The organism is Acinetobacter sp. ABJ_C5_2, assembly GCF_044538485.1.
Lineage (GTDB): Bacteria > Pseudomonadota > Gammaproteobacteria > Pseudomonadales > Moraxellaceae > Acinetobacter > Acinetobacter nosocomialis_A.
This window is the reverse complement of record NZ_JBIUCS010000028.1, coordinates 1-18709: the sequence shown is the minus strand read 5'-3', so window position 1 is coordinate 18709 and position 18709 is coordinate 1. Positions and strand designations below refer to the sequence as shown.

The window sequence follows — 18709 nt, the reverse complement described above, 5'->3', positions numbered from 1 at the left end:
ATTTAGGCATTAAAAAACCCGCTGAGTTAGCGGGTTGTTAAAGGTTTTCATCTGTCACTTCAGGCGGTTCTATACCTTCAAGTGCTGCTGACACTGTCTGTGATAAATTTGTGGGCTGAAAATTTATAGGTGTATCTGAAATAACCTCAGGTTCTTCATGTAAACGAATATCAATCCATCGGCCATCGGGAATATCAACAGGACTCTCATGGTCAGCCATAATGGCTGCAAGTTCAAAATCAAATTTACGCTTATATGTCTTTATTGAAATATCACCATTTTCTAACGCTTTGTACTCAACAGCTACGACGTTATTTCCGTTTGCATCTTTAGGTACCTCGATGTACCAACCTTCTTGGGCAAAACCTAAAGAGCCTTTAAGTAAGTAGTCGCCAGTACCAACTTTTTCATAATCGATCGGTTGTTTGGCGGCATCATGATTCAACTCAATTTTTGAGGCGAATAATTTAACGATTGGTGATGCACCTTTAATAAAGCCATTAGAATCGGTGGTGGTATTAAGCCCACTCATTAAAAAAGGATAAAATTGAAAGGCTGTGGATTTAATATGGCCACTTAGAAGCTGAGGTGCACCTGAAATTGGGAAAACAATACCTTTAATCCAGTATCCACGATTTGTGTACATTAATTGACCATCAGGAATATTAGTACCTGCGGCAGACGTATCATAAAACCCATTTCTTGAGTTTTTTTGTGATTCAAAATCGGCTGAAAATAGTGGAAGACTTGTAGCTCCGATTCCAAATGCTCCTACCTCCATAACATTACCTGGTTGGGTTCCTACCAATCTGGATGCAGGGTTGGTAGTTGGAATGTCATGAATTTGAGAAAATGCTGGTGCTAGATTTGGAATGCCTGAAGCGAAAGGCAACATGAATTGCCGCTTTCCTTGCGCTGAGTTCAAAGGATAAGGTCCATGACTCCAGCTGTATTTAAAAACAAGATTGGCCATTATGCTGTCACTCCATCAATAACTTGGAAAGTCAGAGTTTCAGTGTGTTGAGTCACCCCTCCCACTGTTCCTTTTATATCCATTTGAACTAGCCCTAACGCCCAAGTTACAGTGCTACCATTTGACCCCACATTCAACCAACCTTTTTGTGCACCTTGGTTCAATGGGGTACAAGTCATCGTTGCTACAGCTACACCGTCCAAGGTCTTTACTTGTGATGTAAACGTGTAGCCTGTCAGATCAATAGCACGGCGTACATCATCCGGTGGATAGGGTAAAGTTTCATCCATATCAACCAGCTGTAAGTTCAGGTTGAATGTGTCACCACGTTTAAAAACAAAATTGCTCATAAGTGATTCCTATAGCCATTAAAAAGCCCTGCATTACTGCAAGGCTTATTCTTTCAGTTGAAAAAATGACTTTTTGTCCATTTTTCCTAGTTTGAAAACAAGAAAACCTGCCGCTAAGGACAGGTTCGTTTAAAAGTAGTTCAGGTTTATTGGGTAAATTCAGGCAATTAAGCCTTTTGTTTTGTTCAAATTATTCACTAAATGAACCACCAAACTTATCATTATTTTGTTTTGGCTCATTTTTAGCTCCCAAACATTCATCCTCCACTTGGCGTGGAAAATTCACCATAGCAAGTATGCTATTTTCATCTTTTTCGGTTACTTCTGGAAAATCATAGACCTTATCTACCACATCACTCACATCCTCTTTATAATCGTCACCTAAAAAACTTGTAAATACTAATTTTATTGCATCCTTACTAACATGAGCCCACATGGCGTTAAAAGTAGAAAAAGCAACTTTACCAATGTTCTCACAATATATTCCATTAGATATTTCGGTAGGCGTAGGTGCAGTTTCTGGGATAGCAAACGCATTGCTCGATAAACATAATAATAGTGCAATAAATAGGCTTTTACTTTTCATGATTTTTAATTAACTCTAAATTGTACTGATACATTGTACTGCACAAAGTCGGCATCTTTACCCGTATAAACTGATTGTCCTTGCAAACATTCTAAATGTTCGACTGAGAAATATTCAAAATGTGCTAGCAAAGCATCACTAAGTTCTGTTATTTCCCTATCTCCAGTATTAGGCCGGACAAAACACTGAATTAAGATATTGCCAGTACGGCGGGTGCAAGGTGAATCAGAAAGTCCAGCAATAAAGCTAGGTCCTCCTGAGATAGCCAAACGGCACCATAAACCTTTAGTTGGCACTGTGAAGCCTGGAGCATTTGGATATTGGATTCTGTCTTGAGAAATTCCTGTGAAGCTCATCATACGGTCGACTATTGCTTGTCGTGCCTGCTCTAAAGTCATTGCCATTTTAGCCACCATACTTTTGAGTAATGTATGTAAACGTTGTGCTGTAGATCCCTAACGGCGCTTGATCGGACCAACCGTTTTCTAAGCGCTCAGCATAAGGCTTGTTGTTTTGAATATAGATCAAACTACCAAGTTTAAATTTCACAGCTTGAATCGCAGCATCTTGCACTGCATTTGTTGAGGGCTCTCGCACACCGTAATCACTTGATCCAACAGAAACAATGTGAGAGGCCCGATAAGCGCCAGTATCCACAGGACTTGAAACAACAAGTGATTGAACTGTATCCATTGTGATTTTCTTTACAAGCTCATCTGCCTGTTTCTCAACTTCAAAACTAAAGCTAGTCGGCTTTACTCCCGTCCACGCCATTGATCATCTCCACTTTAACTTTGCCACGCAATATTCTTGTGCAAAGCCCACCTTTGCGCTTATTAATCTTATATGGATACTGAAAGCAACAAACCAAACCCTGTTCCTCATTCGCCCAAAGAACACGTTTAATTTCATTGCTATTCACATATATTCTGCGATTACCTTTGCCATCATTCACGCTATGGAACATTTCTCATCTCGCTTTCTTCATACATTTCAAAAAAGTCTTGAGCAATCGATTGAATTGAATAAGCCTCAAATTCTGAACTGGGCTCTTTTTCTCCCATCAACTTCTTAACCTTCTGCCAAACATGAACTGCTTCATGTAAAAGCAATCCGTACACTTCAATTAAATTCCTTTCTGAAGTATCACCAAGTTGAACAACTGCATAAGTACCATCAGAATAGAAATCAACTTGTGCCGCTGCGCCTTCAACAGACAAGAACTTATCAACGTTATTCATGTCCTCGAATAACAGATCCATGTGAAGCTGATTTCTAGCTAGTGTGTACTGGACATGTTGGAAAGGTGTGATATACCACTCAGGCACATAATCAGTATTAACCATGGACTAACCTTTTAACTTGGCAAAGGCGTTTCAGTCGCTTCTCTACCATCAAATGAGCTATGAATAAAAATGCCATCCTTATAATTGGGATGGCATTCACAATGTATTAATGAATGGGGCTTAAGATCATCGTCAGGCACTACCTGAACGCTGTCATAAATCTTGTAAACTGACCAAGTCATTAAACTTTCCTCAACTGACATTTCCAGCTTGCACTGATTGGGTCTTGTTTAATATGAATAATTCGAAATGTACCTTGCGCCGTACTCCATTCATCATCAATTTTTGGCACTTTGGTAACTTCATTCTGCAGCACAATAGCCTTCTTATCAGTTGCTAAAACTCCAAGTGTCAAAATCTCATATTGGTTATATGAACCAAACAAAACCCCACGCCCTTCATAACGCTCAACAACATCTTCTGAAGTATTCGTTTTAGGATTCCAATTCGTACTAACAACGCGGTCACATGTAAAGGGATGAACGGCATCCGCTAAATCTTCATTAAATGCTTCAGCAATATCAGCCTGAATCTCGTCTCTTAAGCTCATTAGATTTTCCTAATAAAGATCACTGATCGACGTTTACAATATGGCTTGATCAAATCAAGAATGTATTGTTCAGTTGCATTAAGCTTTACAGATCCGTCTTGATATTCCTTTTCAGACTCAACCTCAGCTTTCACTTTTTTTCGCTTTAATGCCTGTTCTTGACCTTGATATAGCTCACCCTTCATGATGCCTTTAATGACTTCAAATGACGCTGTTTTTAAGGCTTTAGGGACCATTGTTAAATCTTCATAAGGCTTGACGTTACGCGCTAATAAGTAAGCTTCCGACTTTTCAAGATAGTCAGCTTTATCACTGTCAGATAAAGCATTAAAGCCTGCTACACGTTCAATTGCTTCTTGTTCAGTGATAAAGCTCATGGATTATTCCTTCGGGATAAGTGCGATTAACTCTGGCTTAGATGCTGACTGTTTGTACTCGATACCTTTATCAGTCAGATATGCTTTGATTTGATCAACTTTCCAGTTTTCATAATCACCTGGTGTTGGGCCATCTAATGGATCAGGCGTTCCCTTGCCCGCTTCAAGTTCTGCAATACGAGCCTTCATTGCTTCAATATCATTTAAGAAGGATGCAAACTCACCTTTGGCTGTGGCAGTTTGTTCTTCGGCAGTCAATACTGCCTGATTAGCTTCAGCAAGCTCGCCTTTTAAACGAGTAATTTCAGCTTCAGACTCTTCTTCTGCTTTTGCTAATTTCGCCACTACAGCATCAAATTGCTCAACAGGGACAAGTGTGCCGTCTGTAAAGGTTTGTTCTGTCATTTCACCTAAATGTGAATATGCTTCTCGAACTTCATCGGCGTTTGGGAAATCATCCTCTACATGTACTAACGAAGCTTCACCAATAACACCTAAAAATGATGTTCGGTAACATGCATTGTGGTCACGATTTTCAGGAATAGTATTTGTATAAATTACTTTCACTTTTATCTCCAAAAACAAAGGCGACCGAAGTCGCCATGTTTATTAAGGTGTGCCAGAAATAACTGCAGCAAATGGGACAAGTTTACGGTCGAACACTCGTTTCCAATTTGAGCCGTCCGAATATTGGCCAATTGTTGGTGTTTTATTTGGATCCTTTTCACCTTCCCAAGAAAAACCAGCAGGTTGTAAAATATAAGTTTTACGTTCAACAATAGTTTCTGAACCACCACCGTTACCACCAAGCTCATCACGTTGCAAGCCAACAGGATTAGCTGGAGTTCCTTCACCATAGCCAAACGCACCGGTACCAAAGAACATCGTTAGATATTGCTTAGAACCATAGGTAAGGCCATCATCCATGAAGATTGGTTTACCCAGATAGGTTGTTAAAATGATTCGACCTTGTGAATCTTGGATGTACTGGATCAGGTCTTTCTTCACCATTTGTTTCATTACAGCTGAATGAACACCAATAGCAGCAAACTGATCAGCAGCATCACCAGCGGTAAATGCAGCATCTTGCATAGCATCAGCGGTCATTGTTGCTCCAGCATCAATAACCATGTCACCAGAATTATTAGCAATGTTAGATGCAATAATTCCTCGAGCTGCACCTAATAAGTAACGCTGCCATTGACGCTCCCAATACTTTCCATATCGGTTACGAATGTGTTGCATAGGCTCACTATTGGCCAGTTCGGTTGTTAAATCTGCTACACCATAAGGTTTGTTAAGATAAAGAGTTCGTGCTTGCATACTGCCTTGAGTAGCTTTACCCACTTTACCTTTTTGATCAGGATCATCTGTAGAAGTGTTTGGCTCTTCATTAGCATCAAGATCTTGCCAATATGAAATAGTTGAAGTGCCTTGGCCATTGTTGGCAATTGCATCTAAGGCTTCATTTTTAGTAACAATACCGGATTGATAAACTGCTGTTTTTTCTGGTGAGTTTACTGGATCTAAAGTCGCGTAATATTCACCAACGAAAATATCTTTTAATTGGGTGGCTGGCATATTTATTTACCTTTTGTTTGCAATAATTGTTGGAAAGCTGTTGGGTTTTCACGAGCTAAAGCTGCTCGCTCAACTTCTGTATAGTCAGACCATTTCTTAATTGAAGTTCCTGAACCAGGTGAACCAGAACCATTTGCTTTAGGCCAGAAGTAAGGTTTGCTTTCTCGCAGTCCTTCTACCCACTCCTTAGGAGTTACTGGGTTAGTACCGTCTTTACCGATTACCACTTCACCATTCGCGTCGACAGAAACTGCCTTGCCGTTTTCGTCTAATGAGAACTGTGATTGAGCTAAAAATGCGATATCTGCGGTTGCTTCGCTCAAAGCACCCATTTCAATTGCAGCCTGAACGATCTGACCTTGAATTACGGACTGACGAAATTTATTTGCATAAGTTTCTGCTTTGTCAGCTCGATCTTTCTCAGCCTTTAGTACCTTTTCATGCTCTTCTCGCATTTTCTCGGTGCGTTTCTGAATAACTTCTTCAATTTTGCCTTCAGCAATAAGTTTGGATTCTTCATCCTGATTTGATTTATCAAGCAAGACCTTGATTGCATCCAGATCCAACCCGTCAACCTTTGATTTCAGTGAACCTAGTTCATCTTTCAACTCTTTTTTATCTTTGATAAGTTCTGCATTCTTATCTTTAAGACCTTTAACAGCTTCATCAACGGCGGTTTGAATAGCTGCTTTAATTTCAGGATTTTCCAAATCAACTTTGATTTCGTCTGGCATTTAAAAATCTCCTAGAGATACCGCTTAGCGGGTTTAATTGTTGGACCTTCTGCTTAGCTTCAGGCAATAAAAAACCGCCCAAAGGCGGTACGTAAGTAAGAGTGCGATTATTTCAGTGCCAAAATAATCGCGATAACAATGATTCCTAAGGCTAAGCCCAAATTGGTAATTGACTGCATTAACCCTGCACGATCAGCACCTTTTTCGCTCATTTTTTATCTACCTTTAACTCAGTTTTTGATATTCGATCTTCGGGTTTGCTTTGTAATTTCGAGCATAAAAAAACCACCTAAAGGTGGCCATTAATAAAAATCAATTCGATAAGGATAATCTTTACTTTCCTTATTGGGATCTACATAAAGTGTAATATATCCATTGTCTCTAGATCCTTTAACATAAAGAGTATAGCGATACGCTTTTTTATCAGGATATGTTCCAAATGAAATTGCATATTTCTTTATTTTATACTCTTCAACTTCTCCAAAAGTTTTTTTAATTTGAGGACTACTATATAAAATTGGTTCTACTCGATTGATGTTCTCTTCAGAATAAGTACATTTGTGTACTATAAACACAATTATACAAATGAGTATTAAGCCTGTTATCTTTAACGGTGTAATTGGTTTAATCTGGAACATCTTTAAATATTAATTATTAAGTCTTTACAATTTAACATATTTTATAAAACTAATACCACTCGAAAGTGGTATTACATAACAAGTAATCTACTGTGAAGCTAAATAAATTCCTTCACAACTCAAAAGCTCTTTAAACCCAACCCCGCCTTTATGCCAGTCATGAGTTTTAGCTAATTCAAATATAGGCATATAGACTTCTCTACCTACTAACTGCCTAGCATCCTCAGCACCGAACTTAAAGTGGTCATGGATTCCATGTCCCATAGATGGACCAAGTTTTCGGATAGACTCTCCAAACTCAGACCACCAGTGATTAAGCCAAAGCATGTGACGAGCTATAGAATCTACATGTTTAGATTCATATTGCTGTTTCTTATCGGCTTGACTATATAAAGCAATCAAGTGATGCACATACTCAACGGCGATTGGGATTACATCGTATGGAATTTCGTCAATACTTTTAACGTTGAACCGTTGATGAACCAATTTATATGCTTCGCTATAGTTCAAGTGCTTGGTTTTAGACACAAGCATATTTACAGCACTGGTGAGTGGTTCACGTTCTGATTTATGAGTTTTGGACAGAATATCTTTTCGATGAAAGTAACAATCTTCTAATTGCTCAAACACTTCCCATGCTTGATCTGTGTCTAGCATCTTGGCATGACGTGCAGCGCCACGTTCAGTCCAGAGTGTTAATGCTCGTGCATTTGGACTGACTATCTTTAAGCTAGTTAGTGCTTTTTTAAAATGTCTTAATTCTTCACCAACTAATTTAAAGAAATGTTTACCTTCAACAAAACGTTCCAGATTTCTTATATAGTTTTGTTGTATACGAATATTTTCAGTTCCATATAAGTCTGCAAGAATTTCAGTAGTGACAACTGGAATAGTCTTATAGTTAATAACGGAAACTTCTTTATCATTTATATTTGCAACAATGTTCATAGCAAGCCACCTTGTGGTACATGACAGCGCCCTACTGCTCTGTCTTTTATCTTGCCATAATTATGTGCTCATTTTGGGCACAAAATCAAGATTTACTGATCTAATATTTTTTTTAGCAGCTCAACAGTTTGAGTAACTTCAACTTGTCTATGTTGTGCATGCATAAATAGTTCACTTGTTATACCTTTAGGTATAGGTCTATCCCCATCTAACCAATGATTAATCCTGCGTCTATCGACACCTAAGAACTCAGCAAGTTGAATTTTATAACCATTGCCATATAAGGCCTTGCCAACACTTTCAAGTTGTTCAGGTGTGAGACTACGATTGCCATTTGAGTCAGACATAGAGACAAAAATTCCAAAATATAAATAGGCTATAGAAATATAGCCAAAAACCTATAAATTTATAGCCCATTTTATGCGTAAACGTATAAAAATTAGTGAAAATATACATAAACGTATAAAAAAATTAGGTAAAGACAGTTTTTTCTTTATATTTTTGGAGCAATTCTTTATATCCATTTATATTTTGGGAATGAAAAAGCAGCCTGAGGGTGATAGATAACGTATGTTTATTTATAGTCCTGAGTTTTACACAACCGTAAACATCACATTCTTTCGCAGGTAAGCCTGTTTCCTTACCATACGGCTATCAGAATCCCTATCAAAGCAAGCTGCTAAAAACAGAATAAAAATTAGATTTAAATACCTTCATCAAAATTAATTTTTAATTTAAATCAATTACTTCCTTTCAAAAACCGTTCAAAAACATTGTTAAAATCAGAAATATCGAATTGTGCTGTTTTAACTCCATTATTGATTAAAGATATATCTACTTTTAACTGCTTACTTTTCTTAAGCAACTTAATAATTTTTTCCTTATCTTGAGCACTTCTAATTTGAAAAGAATGTCCATCAAAATCATCTAATACAAACATTTTAACTTTTACAGGTTTTTCTTCATCAAATTTGAATATGACGTCACAATCAGCTTCAGGACAAATAGCAAGCCCTCTAGTTACAGTTAATAAAATACTATTATTATTGGGTTCTTGCTTATAGAGGAATATTAAACGTGAATCCTTAGAATATGGTTCAGCTGTAGTATTTAAAAGCTCACTTGCAGTTGCAAAGTTATATGTAACCTTTCCACTCTGTTCCTCAATATATTTTGAAGGAATCCAGTTACTGCCTGGTGCTTGTACCAATTCAACTTCTTTGTCATATAAATCGTTTTGCTTTAACCATTTAGAATCATCGCAACCAGAAATAAAATTTATAAAAGATAGAATGAGTAGTGATTTTAGAAGGATCTTTGTCATTCAATTTAGACTCTATGATTTACTCTATAAGTTATATTAACATTATGATATATAAAATTTTAATAAAATAAATCACTTTTAAGAACAATGATTACAGTTCAAAATTTCTAAAAACCTTCTCATCCAACCTTCTAAGCTGATCCAATGTGTATAACCGCCCATCTGGATCAAAGAACTTATCAAAATCAAACTTCCCTTCTTTATAGAGCTTAAAACGCTTTGGCCCCAACCATTCTTTCTGAAAGAAATCATCAGTCTTCTTGAAGAACTCTCTGAACGTTGTATTGGCATCCAATTGGCCGATGAGTTGACTACGCTCTTCTTTTGGAATGTCCTTCACTCGCCGCTCATCCATCACAAATGGACGTTCACCGACAAGTTGACCATCTTTCTCGACTGGTACCAAGATACTGCGACAATTAGGATGTAACGGCGGTACTCGTTTTGCCGGATCATTCACTTCCCAAACAGAGCCGTCTAAAGAAGCACATAATTTTGTTGTTCTACCATCCAAAACACTTACAAAACGGACATACTCAAAACCGATTTTATTGAAAGTGTCTAAATATGCTTGATTCGCCACATGGCTCCGTACAGTTCTTACAGTACGATCAATATCAGTTTTGGAACTAGTTAATAAGCCATCTTCATAATTAAGGCGTTTGGTACCACGAATCCGCTGGACGATTTCCTGATTAGTTTTGCCTGAGCTAATCCCGTCACGGATAGCATATTCGACCTTTTGACGTGCGCTTTCAGCAATCTTACTTAGAAGATCATCTACAAGAGCCCCACCAACTAAAGGGACCTTCTTAGCAGCAGTAAACAGCCTTTCACCGTTAGGTTTATTAATCTTGCCGCCGTATAACTTAGCTGTGTAATTAGCTTCATATACAGCCATTGCAGTAGCAGAGACAGCAAAGGCTTCAGGCAATGAAGAAGTTAGACTTGTATGCCAGCCAGAAATTAAGTCTCGTATCTCCTTGAGGTTGGAAGTAGTATAAAGACCTGCTGCAAGAGCTGCTTTTTCAGAATCACTTAACTCATCTAACAAGTCCCGAAGCTTAGCTAGCATTAAAGCTGACTCATCATTAAAGATTGTTAGTAACTCATTAACTGATTGAGAAGAAGCTCTATACAAATATGCTTGGTGTTGAGTTAGTACCTCGAGCAGTGATTTATCTTCTTTTGAGGCCATTTAATACTCCTACAACGGCATCCTATCTCGCTCACTTTCAACACGCTTCAACTCTTCCTGAAAATCATGAGCTGGTAACTTACCAGTAGCGATATATTCCCAATAGGTTTGGAATGAGTTCTTGCTAGCTATAGCTCCTTCATAAAGCTGCTTAGCAAGATTGATGTCGTATTGCTGGACAATAAATTCTGGTTCGACTGTGAATGTGTATTTAGACGGATCTAACTTTAGCCACTGCGCAGCATATTTAATTGCCTGCTCAATAGCCGCAGCAGCACAAGTAACAATACTATGTAGGCTTGCTTGTTGGTCATCCTGACGCGCACGGCGTGCTTCACCTGACTCTTGTGAGTTGGTATCAATCACCTTTGCTCCAGCTTCTAGAGCGGCATTCTTTTGCGCATCCATTTCATGCTTGGTGAGTTCAATACCATTACCTGAAATTTCCAAATAACCGCATTGTGATTCTTTTGGCAGGCTCCAGACAGCCATTACACCTGTAACGCTAAGATCGGGATCTTCATCATCAATACCGTTTATCCATGGCTGAGGGTGCGCTGTATGGTGAAGTGACTGAAAATAATCAGCACTGAGCTGGTAATACTTCAAAGCAGCTTTAGCCATTGTCAAAAGTGGGACTGTACCGACATCCGGTGAATTATCAGTGGTACCGCAAAAAACAAATGGAGTAAAAGAAAGCAGATTACCACCTAGACCAGGTGTTTTATCTTCTTCCTTAGAACCATCAAATAAACGTACTGATAAAGCTCCTTCTGTCATTGATAAAACACGATGAACTGTCTTTGTGTTATGGCCAAATTCATCTTCACTATTATCAAATTGCTCCTCGAGCACCAAAAGCTTTAAATCTTTGCGACCACCAATGCTGTTTTCCTTCCAGTTAATAATCGATAAAGCATCGTAAAGCGCGAAGTAAGGCACGCCATTAGCATCAACATCAACCAGTAATCCACAGCGGCCATATTCCAGTAACTCTAAGCAAATTCTGATAAAGAGTTGTTTAAGGCCAAATCCATCATTTGTTGCATTAGTGACAAGTCCTTTTAGCAAACTGCTATCAATTACGATATTTGGCTCTAGCTTTGAGACCAAACCAATCATCGTACGAAGAGAATCTTGAACCCAAAGTGGATACTGAGCACGGCTTAGATAAGCTTTATAGATTTCTCCAGCTGTATCTCCCTGCTTTTCAGCCTCAATCATACCAGCCGATTTAGCTAAGTACTTTGTTTGTGCCTGTTTGATTTGCTCTTCACCGGCAACGGCGTCACGCATAATCAACCAGCTTTTTTGTGCAGCAATATACTGCGGATGTTTATCAGTAACTGCCATAAAAACACCAATAAAAAAGCACCTAAAAAGGTGCATTGTTTAAGACATCCCGCGAATCCTTCGAACTCCAACAGATTTCTTATCGATCGGGAATAAATAAGCGATTGGATATGTACCTGCATCATTCATATGGTCAAAACCGGCACTCTTATCCGGCTGCCCATAATCATCATAGATTTGTCGCTCTAGGCATTTTGCAAAGTGAGGACATTTATCTACATTTACGAATAATCTGCGCTCAGACAAAGTATTGCAGAGCATACCGTTCATTGAGTTAATACGATCTTTCACTGCTGGGTTTCTACTGTTTACATGTACTTTAAAACCAGCCTTTCTTAGTAAAGCCAGATCCGTTTCACTAGCATTGCTCGACTTCCGGTTCTCACCCGAGGCATCGGGATAAACTGCAATTTCATGTTTAGGGTAAAGCTCCTGAATAGCTTCAATCATTGCTGGGGTATCAAAGAGATTAACGAACTCATCGACCGCATGCATATGTTCACCACGACGGACATATACAACAGCAGCCATTTTGGTTACGTTGAAGTCCATTCCCACATGAAGAACATCATTAGCCTTAACTGTTTCACTAGATGCACTTAGCAACCGGTTAAAACAATAGTAGATGACGCCTTGATAGCTCTCAAAGCTTGCTTCATATTCCTGGCTAAATGTCTTAGGATCCATTTTGCGCTTAGCGACAATGATCTCAGACTCAGGAATATTTCCACCCTGAAGGGATGTATATGAAAAGCTTTTACAATCTGGCTCGTGCCCTAGCTGACCGTCCATGAACGTGTCATAGCAATGGTTAAAACCTTTGGGTGTTCCAATCCTTAAAACATGGCCACCTACTCGCTGCTCGCCATTAACCACATACTTACAGGTAGAAAGCATCGGGCGAAGCACTTCTTCCCATGCAGCCCATTTACAATCAGCCCATTCATCAATAATTAAGAAAAATAAGCCAGATCCTCGAAGGTCATCGTAGTTATCTAGACCGACAACACGGATAATATGGCCACTTCTTAAAGTAATTGAACATTCGGTTTCATTCGGCTTCCCTGCTCGCCATGAAGCTGGGATTGCTTGTTTTAATCGCTTCCAGAAAACCCGTTTAGCTTGCTTAAATGTAGGTGCTGCATACCAGATTTCATCCTCAACAGAAACATTCCATTTAGCCGCTAGTCTTGCGGCTCTTCGCATTTCTGCTTTGGCCAAGAAAGTTTTACCAAAACGACGGCCGCAAACAGCATCACGGAAACGGGCTTCTACTTGCCATCCCCATAAGTAGATGTTCGCCTGTTTTGGCGTTAATTGAACTGAACCTTCAGGAGGATTAAAGAATTGGCTCATTTGGTATCTCCTCATCAGGATTCAGCACAAGCTTGTAATCCTCTTCAGGTGGACGATACTCAGGTGGATTCACTTCACGCTGTAACTTCTGAAGCTCAAGTTTTTTAATCTCGAGCTCTACCTCGGCTTTTGTTTGACCTTCTTGAGTATTTTTACCTTTATTCCCTTGGTCAGCTTTCTTGTCATAAAAACCATTCATGATTTTCTGCATTTGGTCCACAATCTTTATTGTCATGGTCACGTTGTTTTTCTTAGCCCAAAGCAAATCACTTAGAATTCTCAACTGAACAATATCATTGGCACCACTAATATTCTGAATTGGCTGTTTTAGATATTCTTCTCGTGCTGTGTCAAAAACGACCTTGTACTCTTTCCTTAAATCACGTCCTGCAACCTTAGTCGGGTCATAAGCTTCAACTTGCTGTGGTGATACATCAATATTGAAAGTTTCCTTGATAGCTTTAACAACTTCAGTAGGTGTCATGAATTCTGCAAGTGACCGAACTATAAAGAGTTGCTCGGCTTTTTTTAGCTTTGCCATTATTCAAAATCCATCAAGGCTCATCAAGGAAACAAGTCAAAAAAAATGAGCCAAATGGCTCAACTGATTAGACAAGTTCCACAGCACTTGGAAATATTTACATCAGATACAAACGGCGCTTGTTTCGCCACTTCAACTAGTCGCTTCACGCTCTCGTCCGCTCCCCATCGTTTAGTAACACCGATAAACTCTTCAACATCATGTCCGGCCAAATAATGCTTTGGCAAGCCAGTCACTTCACCGTAAAGAGCTTCGCCATCTTCATCACGCTCAACCCCAATGTGATAAAGCTCATGTTCGATTAAAGCGCAAAAGTCTGTGTCAGTAGCTTGGTCGCAATAACTAGAATCAATAGTAATTAGATATACAGGCACATAGCCAAACCAATCGCGCATTTGCTGCTCTTGGCGAGCTTTCTTCCAACCACCTTGGTTAAACATCACCTTTTCACATTGGCCTAGTACCATACGTTTTTTAGCAACACATGCAGATGAAGCCCAAGCAAATGCTAAAAACTCTTCATTGTCGTGATGTAGTTCAGCTATATGATCATGATCTGGGTTATGAAGAGGCCCACCAATCGTTAAATAATTAGCGATAACCCATTTCTTTAGGTCTGGTGCTGGAATTATACGGATTGCTTCCTCTTCTTCTGCTTGATCAATAAAGTCAGTTGGTGGGAATGGCCTAATTTGTTCCATTTTCAATTCTCGCTAATTCGCTTTTAATCCAGTTAATTGCATAACCTGATTCAATTTGGTGAGGTTCAAAACGCTCAAATACATAACCCCGATCTAAAGCTAGATCATATTTATTAAATGAATTTGCTATCTTTGTGCCACCGCGACCAACTGCCCAAGGACTGCCAGCAATTTCTATAAGAAGATTCAACTTCACTATATAAAAATCAAACCGCCAATTTTTGGTTGATTCAAATTGAAATTTTCTTCGATATCCAATTCGATGCTCTTCTAATTCTTTAAATAAAGTTTCTTCAGCTTCCAGATATTTTTCTTTAGCCTTTGGCAATGGTCTGCTTTTCGGTTTAGTTTTGGGTTCATTTTTCCGTGTAAGCCAAAAGTACTCTTGATCGTCCATATCTCACCCATAAAAAAACCCACATTAGTGGGTTTAATCTTTCTTAAAAATATCGTCTCTCATTTTTTTAACTGTTATATATTCAAGACCATAAATATTCATCAAAGCATTTAGTCTATGGCGCCCATTTAACAATCTATATTGACCATCATCATCAAGAAATACCTCAGAATAAAAGAAAGGAAGTTCCTCACTGTTTCTGGATAGTTCTCTACGAATTCTATGGTATTTAAAAGCACTTAACAGATATCCCTGTCCATCAAATCTATCTAGTAGCTCTTTAGCATTAATCAACAAGAGCTCATCATAATCAAAGTGTACTTTTTGCCAAACAATATCTTCAAACTTAGGATAACTTAGTCCGAGTTGACACTTTGGAAGATTTTCGATTGATCTCCAGTTAACTTTTCTTTCTAAATATAATTTACTATCACTACAATCTATATTAGAAAACATTTCAATATAGTGTGGTGGAAACTGATCAACACCCATAAAAACGTCACATCTAGTTGCTTTACTAAATATTTAAACTATCTAATATAAAAATAAATTTAAGTATTGTTATTTTTTTAATGATTTAAAGCTCATCTGGACAATTAAAAAATAAATATTTTTATATGGTAAAAGTAGGAAACTCATTCTAGGGGGATTTGGCGTACAGAAACATAAAAACCGATTTCATTTTTCATATATTAAATCCAATAAAACCACCCGAAGGTGACTAAATTCAATTCCTGTTGGCAGTAATTATTGTGAACCCATCTTTTTCAAAAACTCCAACTTCTACATTGGTGTTTTTAAAATATGAAACTACTTGATTAATTGCCCCACACTGAAAATCTTTCGTAGGTTCTTTAATTTGAAACGGATTACTTATGTATGCTAACCCAGTGTGTAGCTGATTAACTACAGTATCTGCTGACCAAAGTGTAAAAGATTCGATTACCATGATTTATCCTGAAAATATCTAATATATTTCATCTTAAACACAGTCTCACAAAGAAATCAATACATAATAATTTATTGATTTAAAACAACTTAATTCTCGACAGTGAACTAATTCATTTAGTCATTATTAGAGTTAATCTAAAAAACCTGATCTTTAATATTTGTCAAAATATCCTTTTAAAAATAAAAAGCCCCGCCAATGACTAGTATGTAGCGGAGCCATTTGCACCGTAATACGTCTGGCAATTAACAAATAGATTGAATACGTATTTTCGAAATATCAAAGTATTCTCATTTTCTTACAGGTATATCTCGATTAGATATTCCAGTAGATCTTTTATTTATCTAATTGAAAATCTTTTGGAAAACCATTTGCAATGCTAAAGTGGCACAATTGATAAGCTAATCCAACAAACACTCAATTAATGAATACATATTATGAAAAATCCTGAACCTCAATATGAAGAAAACCTGCAAATGGGGGCATTTATCTCACCTATGGTTGTTCCTTTAGTTATTGGAATAGCATGCGGTACAGTTATGCTTTTCCAAGGAGATATTAGTGGTGCATTTGCGATCTTTCTCATGTATCTCATGTTTGGACTTCCATTTACATACATCATCACCTTTGCCCTAGTTTTACCAATGGCTATATTACTTCGTAAGTTAAATGCTTTAACTTCTGCTGGATTATACCTCTGGTGTACTCTACTAGGACCAGTTACGTTCTACTCTTACCTTTATCTGTTGAATGGTGGCCCTGAACCAACACCTGACCTTTCTGGGATCATCCTCTCTCTGCTTTGCGGATTTATTTCAGGGGTTGCATTCTGCCGGATTGCTAGGATTTGAATGAGCTGCTTGTGAGTGATGGCAGCCACATCTAACGCATGGTAATTTTCTTATTACTGCAAGTCGCTTTGCATCACGCATGAAATACGCTCTTTAGCAATTTCAAAATACTCTTGTTCACGTTCAATGCCGATAAATTTAAAGCTTTCAAGCATTGCGGCTTTGCCTGTGCTCCCAGACCCCATAAACGGGTCAAGTACCATGCCATTAGGTGGCGTTACAAGGCGGCATAGATAGCGCATCAAGTCAGTAGGTTTTACGGTCGGATGCTTATTATCTTCGTCACGGTCTTTTTTAGATGCTTTCGCACAATAGAAGAAACGTGCTGCACTACCATTATCTGCATAACTATTTTGTGAATTGCGTGCACCAAAATATCCATTTTCAGTATCTGCATACTGTTTTGGATTGTAGCGACCATCATCTTTCTTTGTTTGTGATGACTTGTTATCTGGGAATAATCCCAAAACCTCATCACTACCATCATGTATTAGATTTGCAGGCCAGCGCCCATTAGTAGACCCAAACATTTGCACTTCAGCTGAATCATGGAAAGGGCGTTTCCATGCCTCCCCCGTTGAAGAAGCTATTCCCTTGCATTCTCGAGTAAGAACATCATTACCCTCAACTCGACACCCATCGATATTTATAGCACCAGTACCGTGCTCCAAAACATTCTGAGCAACTGTTCCTTTAAACGGCTTACGCGCAACTGTAATCGGCTCAAGTGCGGGTTTTAGAGCTGTTCCCCAGCCCGACCATTGTTCTGCCATTTCTGATTGTGGTTTTGAATTTAGCTTTACACCAGGTGTACGATCTACCCCAGCAGCTTTTCCTTTTCTGTTGCTATAAATTTTATTTTCAGTTTGAGCAATATAGTCTGTTTCACCAATATGACCAGCCAATTTATCAATAGCTTTGCTCACATCATGAGACTTTGGAAAACCAGAACCGTAAACCCAAGCGATCATGTCTCGAATTTCAAAACCTGCATCTTCAATATTGCAAGCCATACGGTGCTGTGTACGTGTTCCCGCAAATGCAAGTAAATGTCCACCAGGCTTTAATACACGAAAACACTCTTGCCAAATTTCCACACCAGGGACATTGCAATCCCACTTTTTACCCATGAATTTTAGGCCGTATGGCGGATCGGTTACGATACTATCTATTAAGTCGTCAGGTAATTGCTTCATCAACTCAAGACAATCACCCAATCCTAACTGCACATTTTCATTAAGCATAAAAAAAGAGCCTTTCGGCTCGAAAGACTCTTGTTTCATTTCAAATCCAGTTTTCACAAATATTAGTCAATAAAAAAACCCGCTTCAAAAAAGAAACGGGTCATAAAAACAAAAAACTTTCAGCGCAGTATTTGATACTGATAATACAAATTAAAATATGTATTTTCAATATATATTTTACTTAATTTTCAGGTGCTTTAAAGATATCTAAAACTAATTTAGACGTTTCGTGTAGATCTGAACCTTGCAGTAACCAGAAATGATTGGATTATTTAATACCTTTATGTTTTAGTAAAAGAGCCTTCTGTTCTTCACGAATGTCTTTTACCTTCTGCAATTTCTCAAGATAAAAAAATCTCTCTCCAATGCTATTTCTATAGCTATTTCTTCCTTTAAATTACCATGTTCATCAAAGTTTTCAGGATTTTGATCTGGAAATTCTAAATAGTATTCTTCCATATCCATGACTTAAATCTCTTATATCTATCAAGATAAATATAACATAGACATCAAAAAAGCCCATGGTTTGATGAGCTATTTATAAATATAACTTAGTTATCTTAAATCTATTTGGTGAACTACTGCGTTGATTAAAGATAATCTATCCTACAGTTTTATAATGGTAAAACTGTAATTCAACTATTTTCTGTACAATGCAATCTCCAATAGAATTCTTTTATATGCATAATTATCCCTGATCAAAGCATAATTA

General features: G+C 38.0%; 26 protein-coding genes. 1 reads left to right on the top strand and 25 read right to left on the bottom strand.

The features are described from left to right. Positions 1-37: 37 nt before the first annotated feature. The 23 genes from ACH8JV_RS16385 to ACH8JV_RS16275 form a co-directional block, all read right to left on the bottom strand. Positions 38-973 carry a phage tail protein gene (locus ACH8JV_RS16385; RefSeq protein ID WP_396522520.1) on the bottom strand — a complete coding sequence of 312 codons (936 nt, stop codon included), beginning with the start codon at positions 971-973 and terminating at the stop codon, positions 38-40. Next, positions 973-1323: a hypothetical protein gene (locus ACH8JV_RS16380; RefSeq protein WP_396522518.1), complete on the bottom strand. Its 351-nt coding sequence runs from the start codon at positions 1321-1323 to the stop codon at positions 973-975. The genes ACH8JV_RS16385 and ACH8JV_RS16380 overlap by 1 nt, the downstream gene beginning before the upstream one ends. Before the next feature lie 190 nt (positions 1324-1513). Continuing rightward, a complete protein-coding gene (locus ACH8JV_RS16375) occupies positions 1514-1909 on the bottom strand; it encodes a hypothetical protein (RefSeq protein WP_396522516.1) in 396 nt (131 codons plus the stop codon). A gap of 5 nt (positions 1910-1914) precedes the next feature. Then, complete coding sequence (locus ACH8JV_RS16370) at positions 1915-2313, bottom strand: hypothetical protein (protein ID WP_396522514.1); 399 nt, start codon at positions 2311-2313, stop codon at positions 1915-1917. A gap of 1 nt (position 2314) precedes the next feature. Further along, positions 2315-2683: an HK97 gp10 family phage protein gene (locus ACH8JV_RS16365; RefSeq protein WP_396522512.1), complete on the bottom strand. Its 369-nt coding sequence runs from the start codon at positions 2681-2683 to the stop codon at positions 2315-2317. A 182-nt stretch (positions 2684-2865) separates the two neighbouring features. Then, positions 2866-3255 carry a hypothetical protein gene (locus ACH8JV_RS16360; RefSeq protein WP_396522510.1) on the bottom strand — a complete coding sequence of 130 codons (390 nt, stop codon included), beginning with the start codon at positions 3253-3255 and terminating at the stop codon, positions 2866-2868. A gap of 181 nt (positions 3256-3436) precedes the next feature. Then, the gene (locus tag ACH8JV_RS16355; protein ID WP_396522508.1) at positions 3437-3805 is read right to left on the bottom strand and encodes a glutamate 5-kinase; all 369 of its coding nucleotides are present in this window, start codon (positions 3803-3805) and stop codon (positions 3437-3439) included. Beyond that, positions 3805-4182 carry a hypothetical protein gene (locus ACH8JV_RS16350; RefSeq protein ID WP_396522506.1) on the bottom strand — a complete coding sequence of 126 codons (378 nt, stop codon included), beginning with the start codon at positions 4180-4182 and terminating at the stop codon, positions 3805-3807. Before ACH8JV_RS16350 ends, ACH8JV_RS16355 begins: the two co-directional genes overlap by 1 nt. Before the next feature lie 3 nt (positions 4183-4185). Then, complete coding sequence (locus tag ACH8JV_RS16345; RefSeq protein WP_396522504.1) at positions 4186-4749, bottom strand: HeH/LEM domain protein; 564 nt, start codon at positions 4747-4749, stop codon at positions 4186-4188. 42 nt (positions 4750-4791) lie between these two features. Further along, positions 4792-5763 carry a hypothetical protein gene (locus tag ACH8JV_RS16340; RefSeq protein WP_002121495.1) on the bottom strand — a complete coding sequence of 324 codons (972 nt, stop codon included), beginning with the start codon at positions 5761-5763 and terminating at the stop codon, positions 4792-4794. Between the two features lie 2 nt (positions 5764-5765). Further along, positions 5766-6497: a hypothetical protein gene (locus tag ACH8JV_RS16335; RefSeq protein ID WP_396522502.1), complete on the bottom strand. Its 732-nt coding sequence runs from the start codon at positions 6495-6497 to the stop codon at positions 5766-5768. Positions 6498-6799: 302 nt separating this feature from the next. After that, positions 6800-7135 (bottom strand): hypothetical protein, encoded by a 336-nt coding sequence (locus tag ACH8JV_RS16330; protein WP_396522500.1) that lies wholly within the window; start codon positions 7133-7135, stop codon positions 6800-6802. Positions 7136-7222: 87 nt separating this feature from the next. Beyond that, positions 7223-8083, bottom strand: a complete 861-nt coding sequence (locus tag ACH8JV_RS16325) for an ORF6N domain-containing protein (protein ID WP_396522498.1) — start codon at positions 8081-8083, stop codon at positions 7223-7225. A gap of 92 nt (positions 8084-8175) precedes the next feature. Beyond that, entirely contained in the window at positions 8176-8430 is a 255-nt protein-coding gene (locus tag ACH8JV_RS16320) for a hypothetical protein (protein ID WP_396522496.1), read from the bottom strand. A gap of 392 nt (positions 8431-8822) precedes the next feature. Next, positions 8823-9407 carry a hypothetical protein gene (locus ACH8JV_RS16315; RefSeq protein WP_396522494.1) on the bottom strand — a complete coding sequence of 195 codons (585 nt, stop codon included), beginning with the start codon at positions 9405-9407 and terminating at the stop codon, positions 8823-8825. A gap of 91 nt (positions 9408-9498) precedes the next feature. Next, complete coding sequence (locus ACH8JV_RS16310) at positions 9499-10605, bottom strand: minor capsid protein (protein WP_396522492.1); 1107 nt, start codon at positions 10603-10605, stop codon at positions 9499-9501. Positions 10606-10614: 9 nt separating this feature from the next. Then, positions 10615-11958 (bottom strand): DUF4055 domain-containing protein, encoded by a 1344-nt coding sequence (locus ACH8JV_RS16305; RefSeq protein ID WP_396522490.1) that lies wholly within the window; start codon positions 11956-11958, stop codon positions 10615-10617. Between the two features lie 39 nt (positions 11959-11997). Continuing rightward, positions 11998-13314, bottom strand: coding sequence for a terminase (locus tag ACH8JV_RS16300; protein ID WP_396522488.1), 1317 nt, complete (start codon positions 13312-13314; stop codon positions 11998-12000). Then, the gene (locus ACH8JV_RS16295; protein ID WP_289738653.1) at positions 13298-13855 is read right to left on the bottom strand and encodes a DUF2280 domain-containing protein; all 558 of its coding nucleotides are present in this window, start codon (positions 13853-13855) and stop codon (positions 13298-13300) included. The genes ACH8JV_RS16300 and ACH8JV_RS16295 overlap by 17 nt, the downstream gene beginning before the upstream one ends. A gap of 59 nt (positions 13856-13914) precedes the next feature. Beyond that, entirely contained in the window at positions 13915-14556 is a 642-nt protein-coding gene (locus ACH8JV_RS16290) for a putative metallopeptidase (protein ID WP_396522486.1), read from the bottom strand. Further along, positions 14543-14953, bottom strand: coding sequence for a hypothetical protein (locus tag ACH8JV_RS16285; RefSeq protein WP_396522484.1), 411 nt, complete (start codon positions 14951-14953; stop codon positions 14543-14545). The genes ACH8JV_RS16290 and ACH8JV_RS16285 overlap by 14 nt, the downstream gene beginning before the upstream one ends. Positions 14954-14986: 33 nt before the next feature. After that, complete coding sequence (locus tag ACH8JV_RS16280; protein ID WP_396522482.1) at positions 14987-15445, bottom strand: hypothetical protein; 459 nt, start codon at positions 15443-15445, stop codon at positions 14987-14989. A 235-nt stretch (positions 15446-15680) separates the two neighbouring features. Beyond that, on the bottom strand, positions 15681-15902 hold the full coding sequence (locus ACH8JV_RS16275) for a hypothetical protein (RefSeq protein WP_396522480.1): 222 nt from the start codon (positions 15900-15902) through the stop codon (positions 15681-15683). Between the two features lie 437 nt (positions 15903-16339). On the opposite strand from ACH8JV_RS16275, the gene ACH8JV_RS16270 reads away from it, so the two are divergent. Further along, complete coding sequence (locus ACH8JV_RS16270) at positions 16340-16753, top strand: hypothetical protein (protein ID WP_396522478.1); 414 nt, start codon at positions 16340-16342, stop codon at positions 16751-16753. Positions 16754-16806: 53 nt separating this feature from the next. On the opposite strand, the gene ACH8JV_RS16265 is transcribed toward ACH8JV_RS16270, so the two are convergent. Continuing rightward, positions 16807-18036 (bottom strand): DNA-methyltransferase, encoded by a 1230-nt coding sequence (locus ACH8JV_RS16265; RefSeq protein ID WP_396522476.1) that lies wholly within the window; start codon positions 18034-18036, stop codon positions 16807-16809. Positions 18037-18321: 285 nt separating this feature from the next. Further along, complete coding sequence (locus ACH8JV_RS16260; RefSeq protein WP_396522474.1) at positions 18322-18462, bottom strand: hypothetical protein; 141 nt, start codon at positions 18460-18462, stop codon at positions 18322-18324. Positions 18463-18709 lie beyond the last annotated feature (247 nt).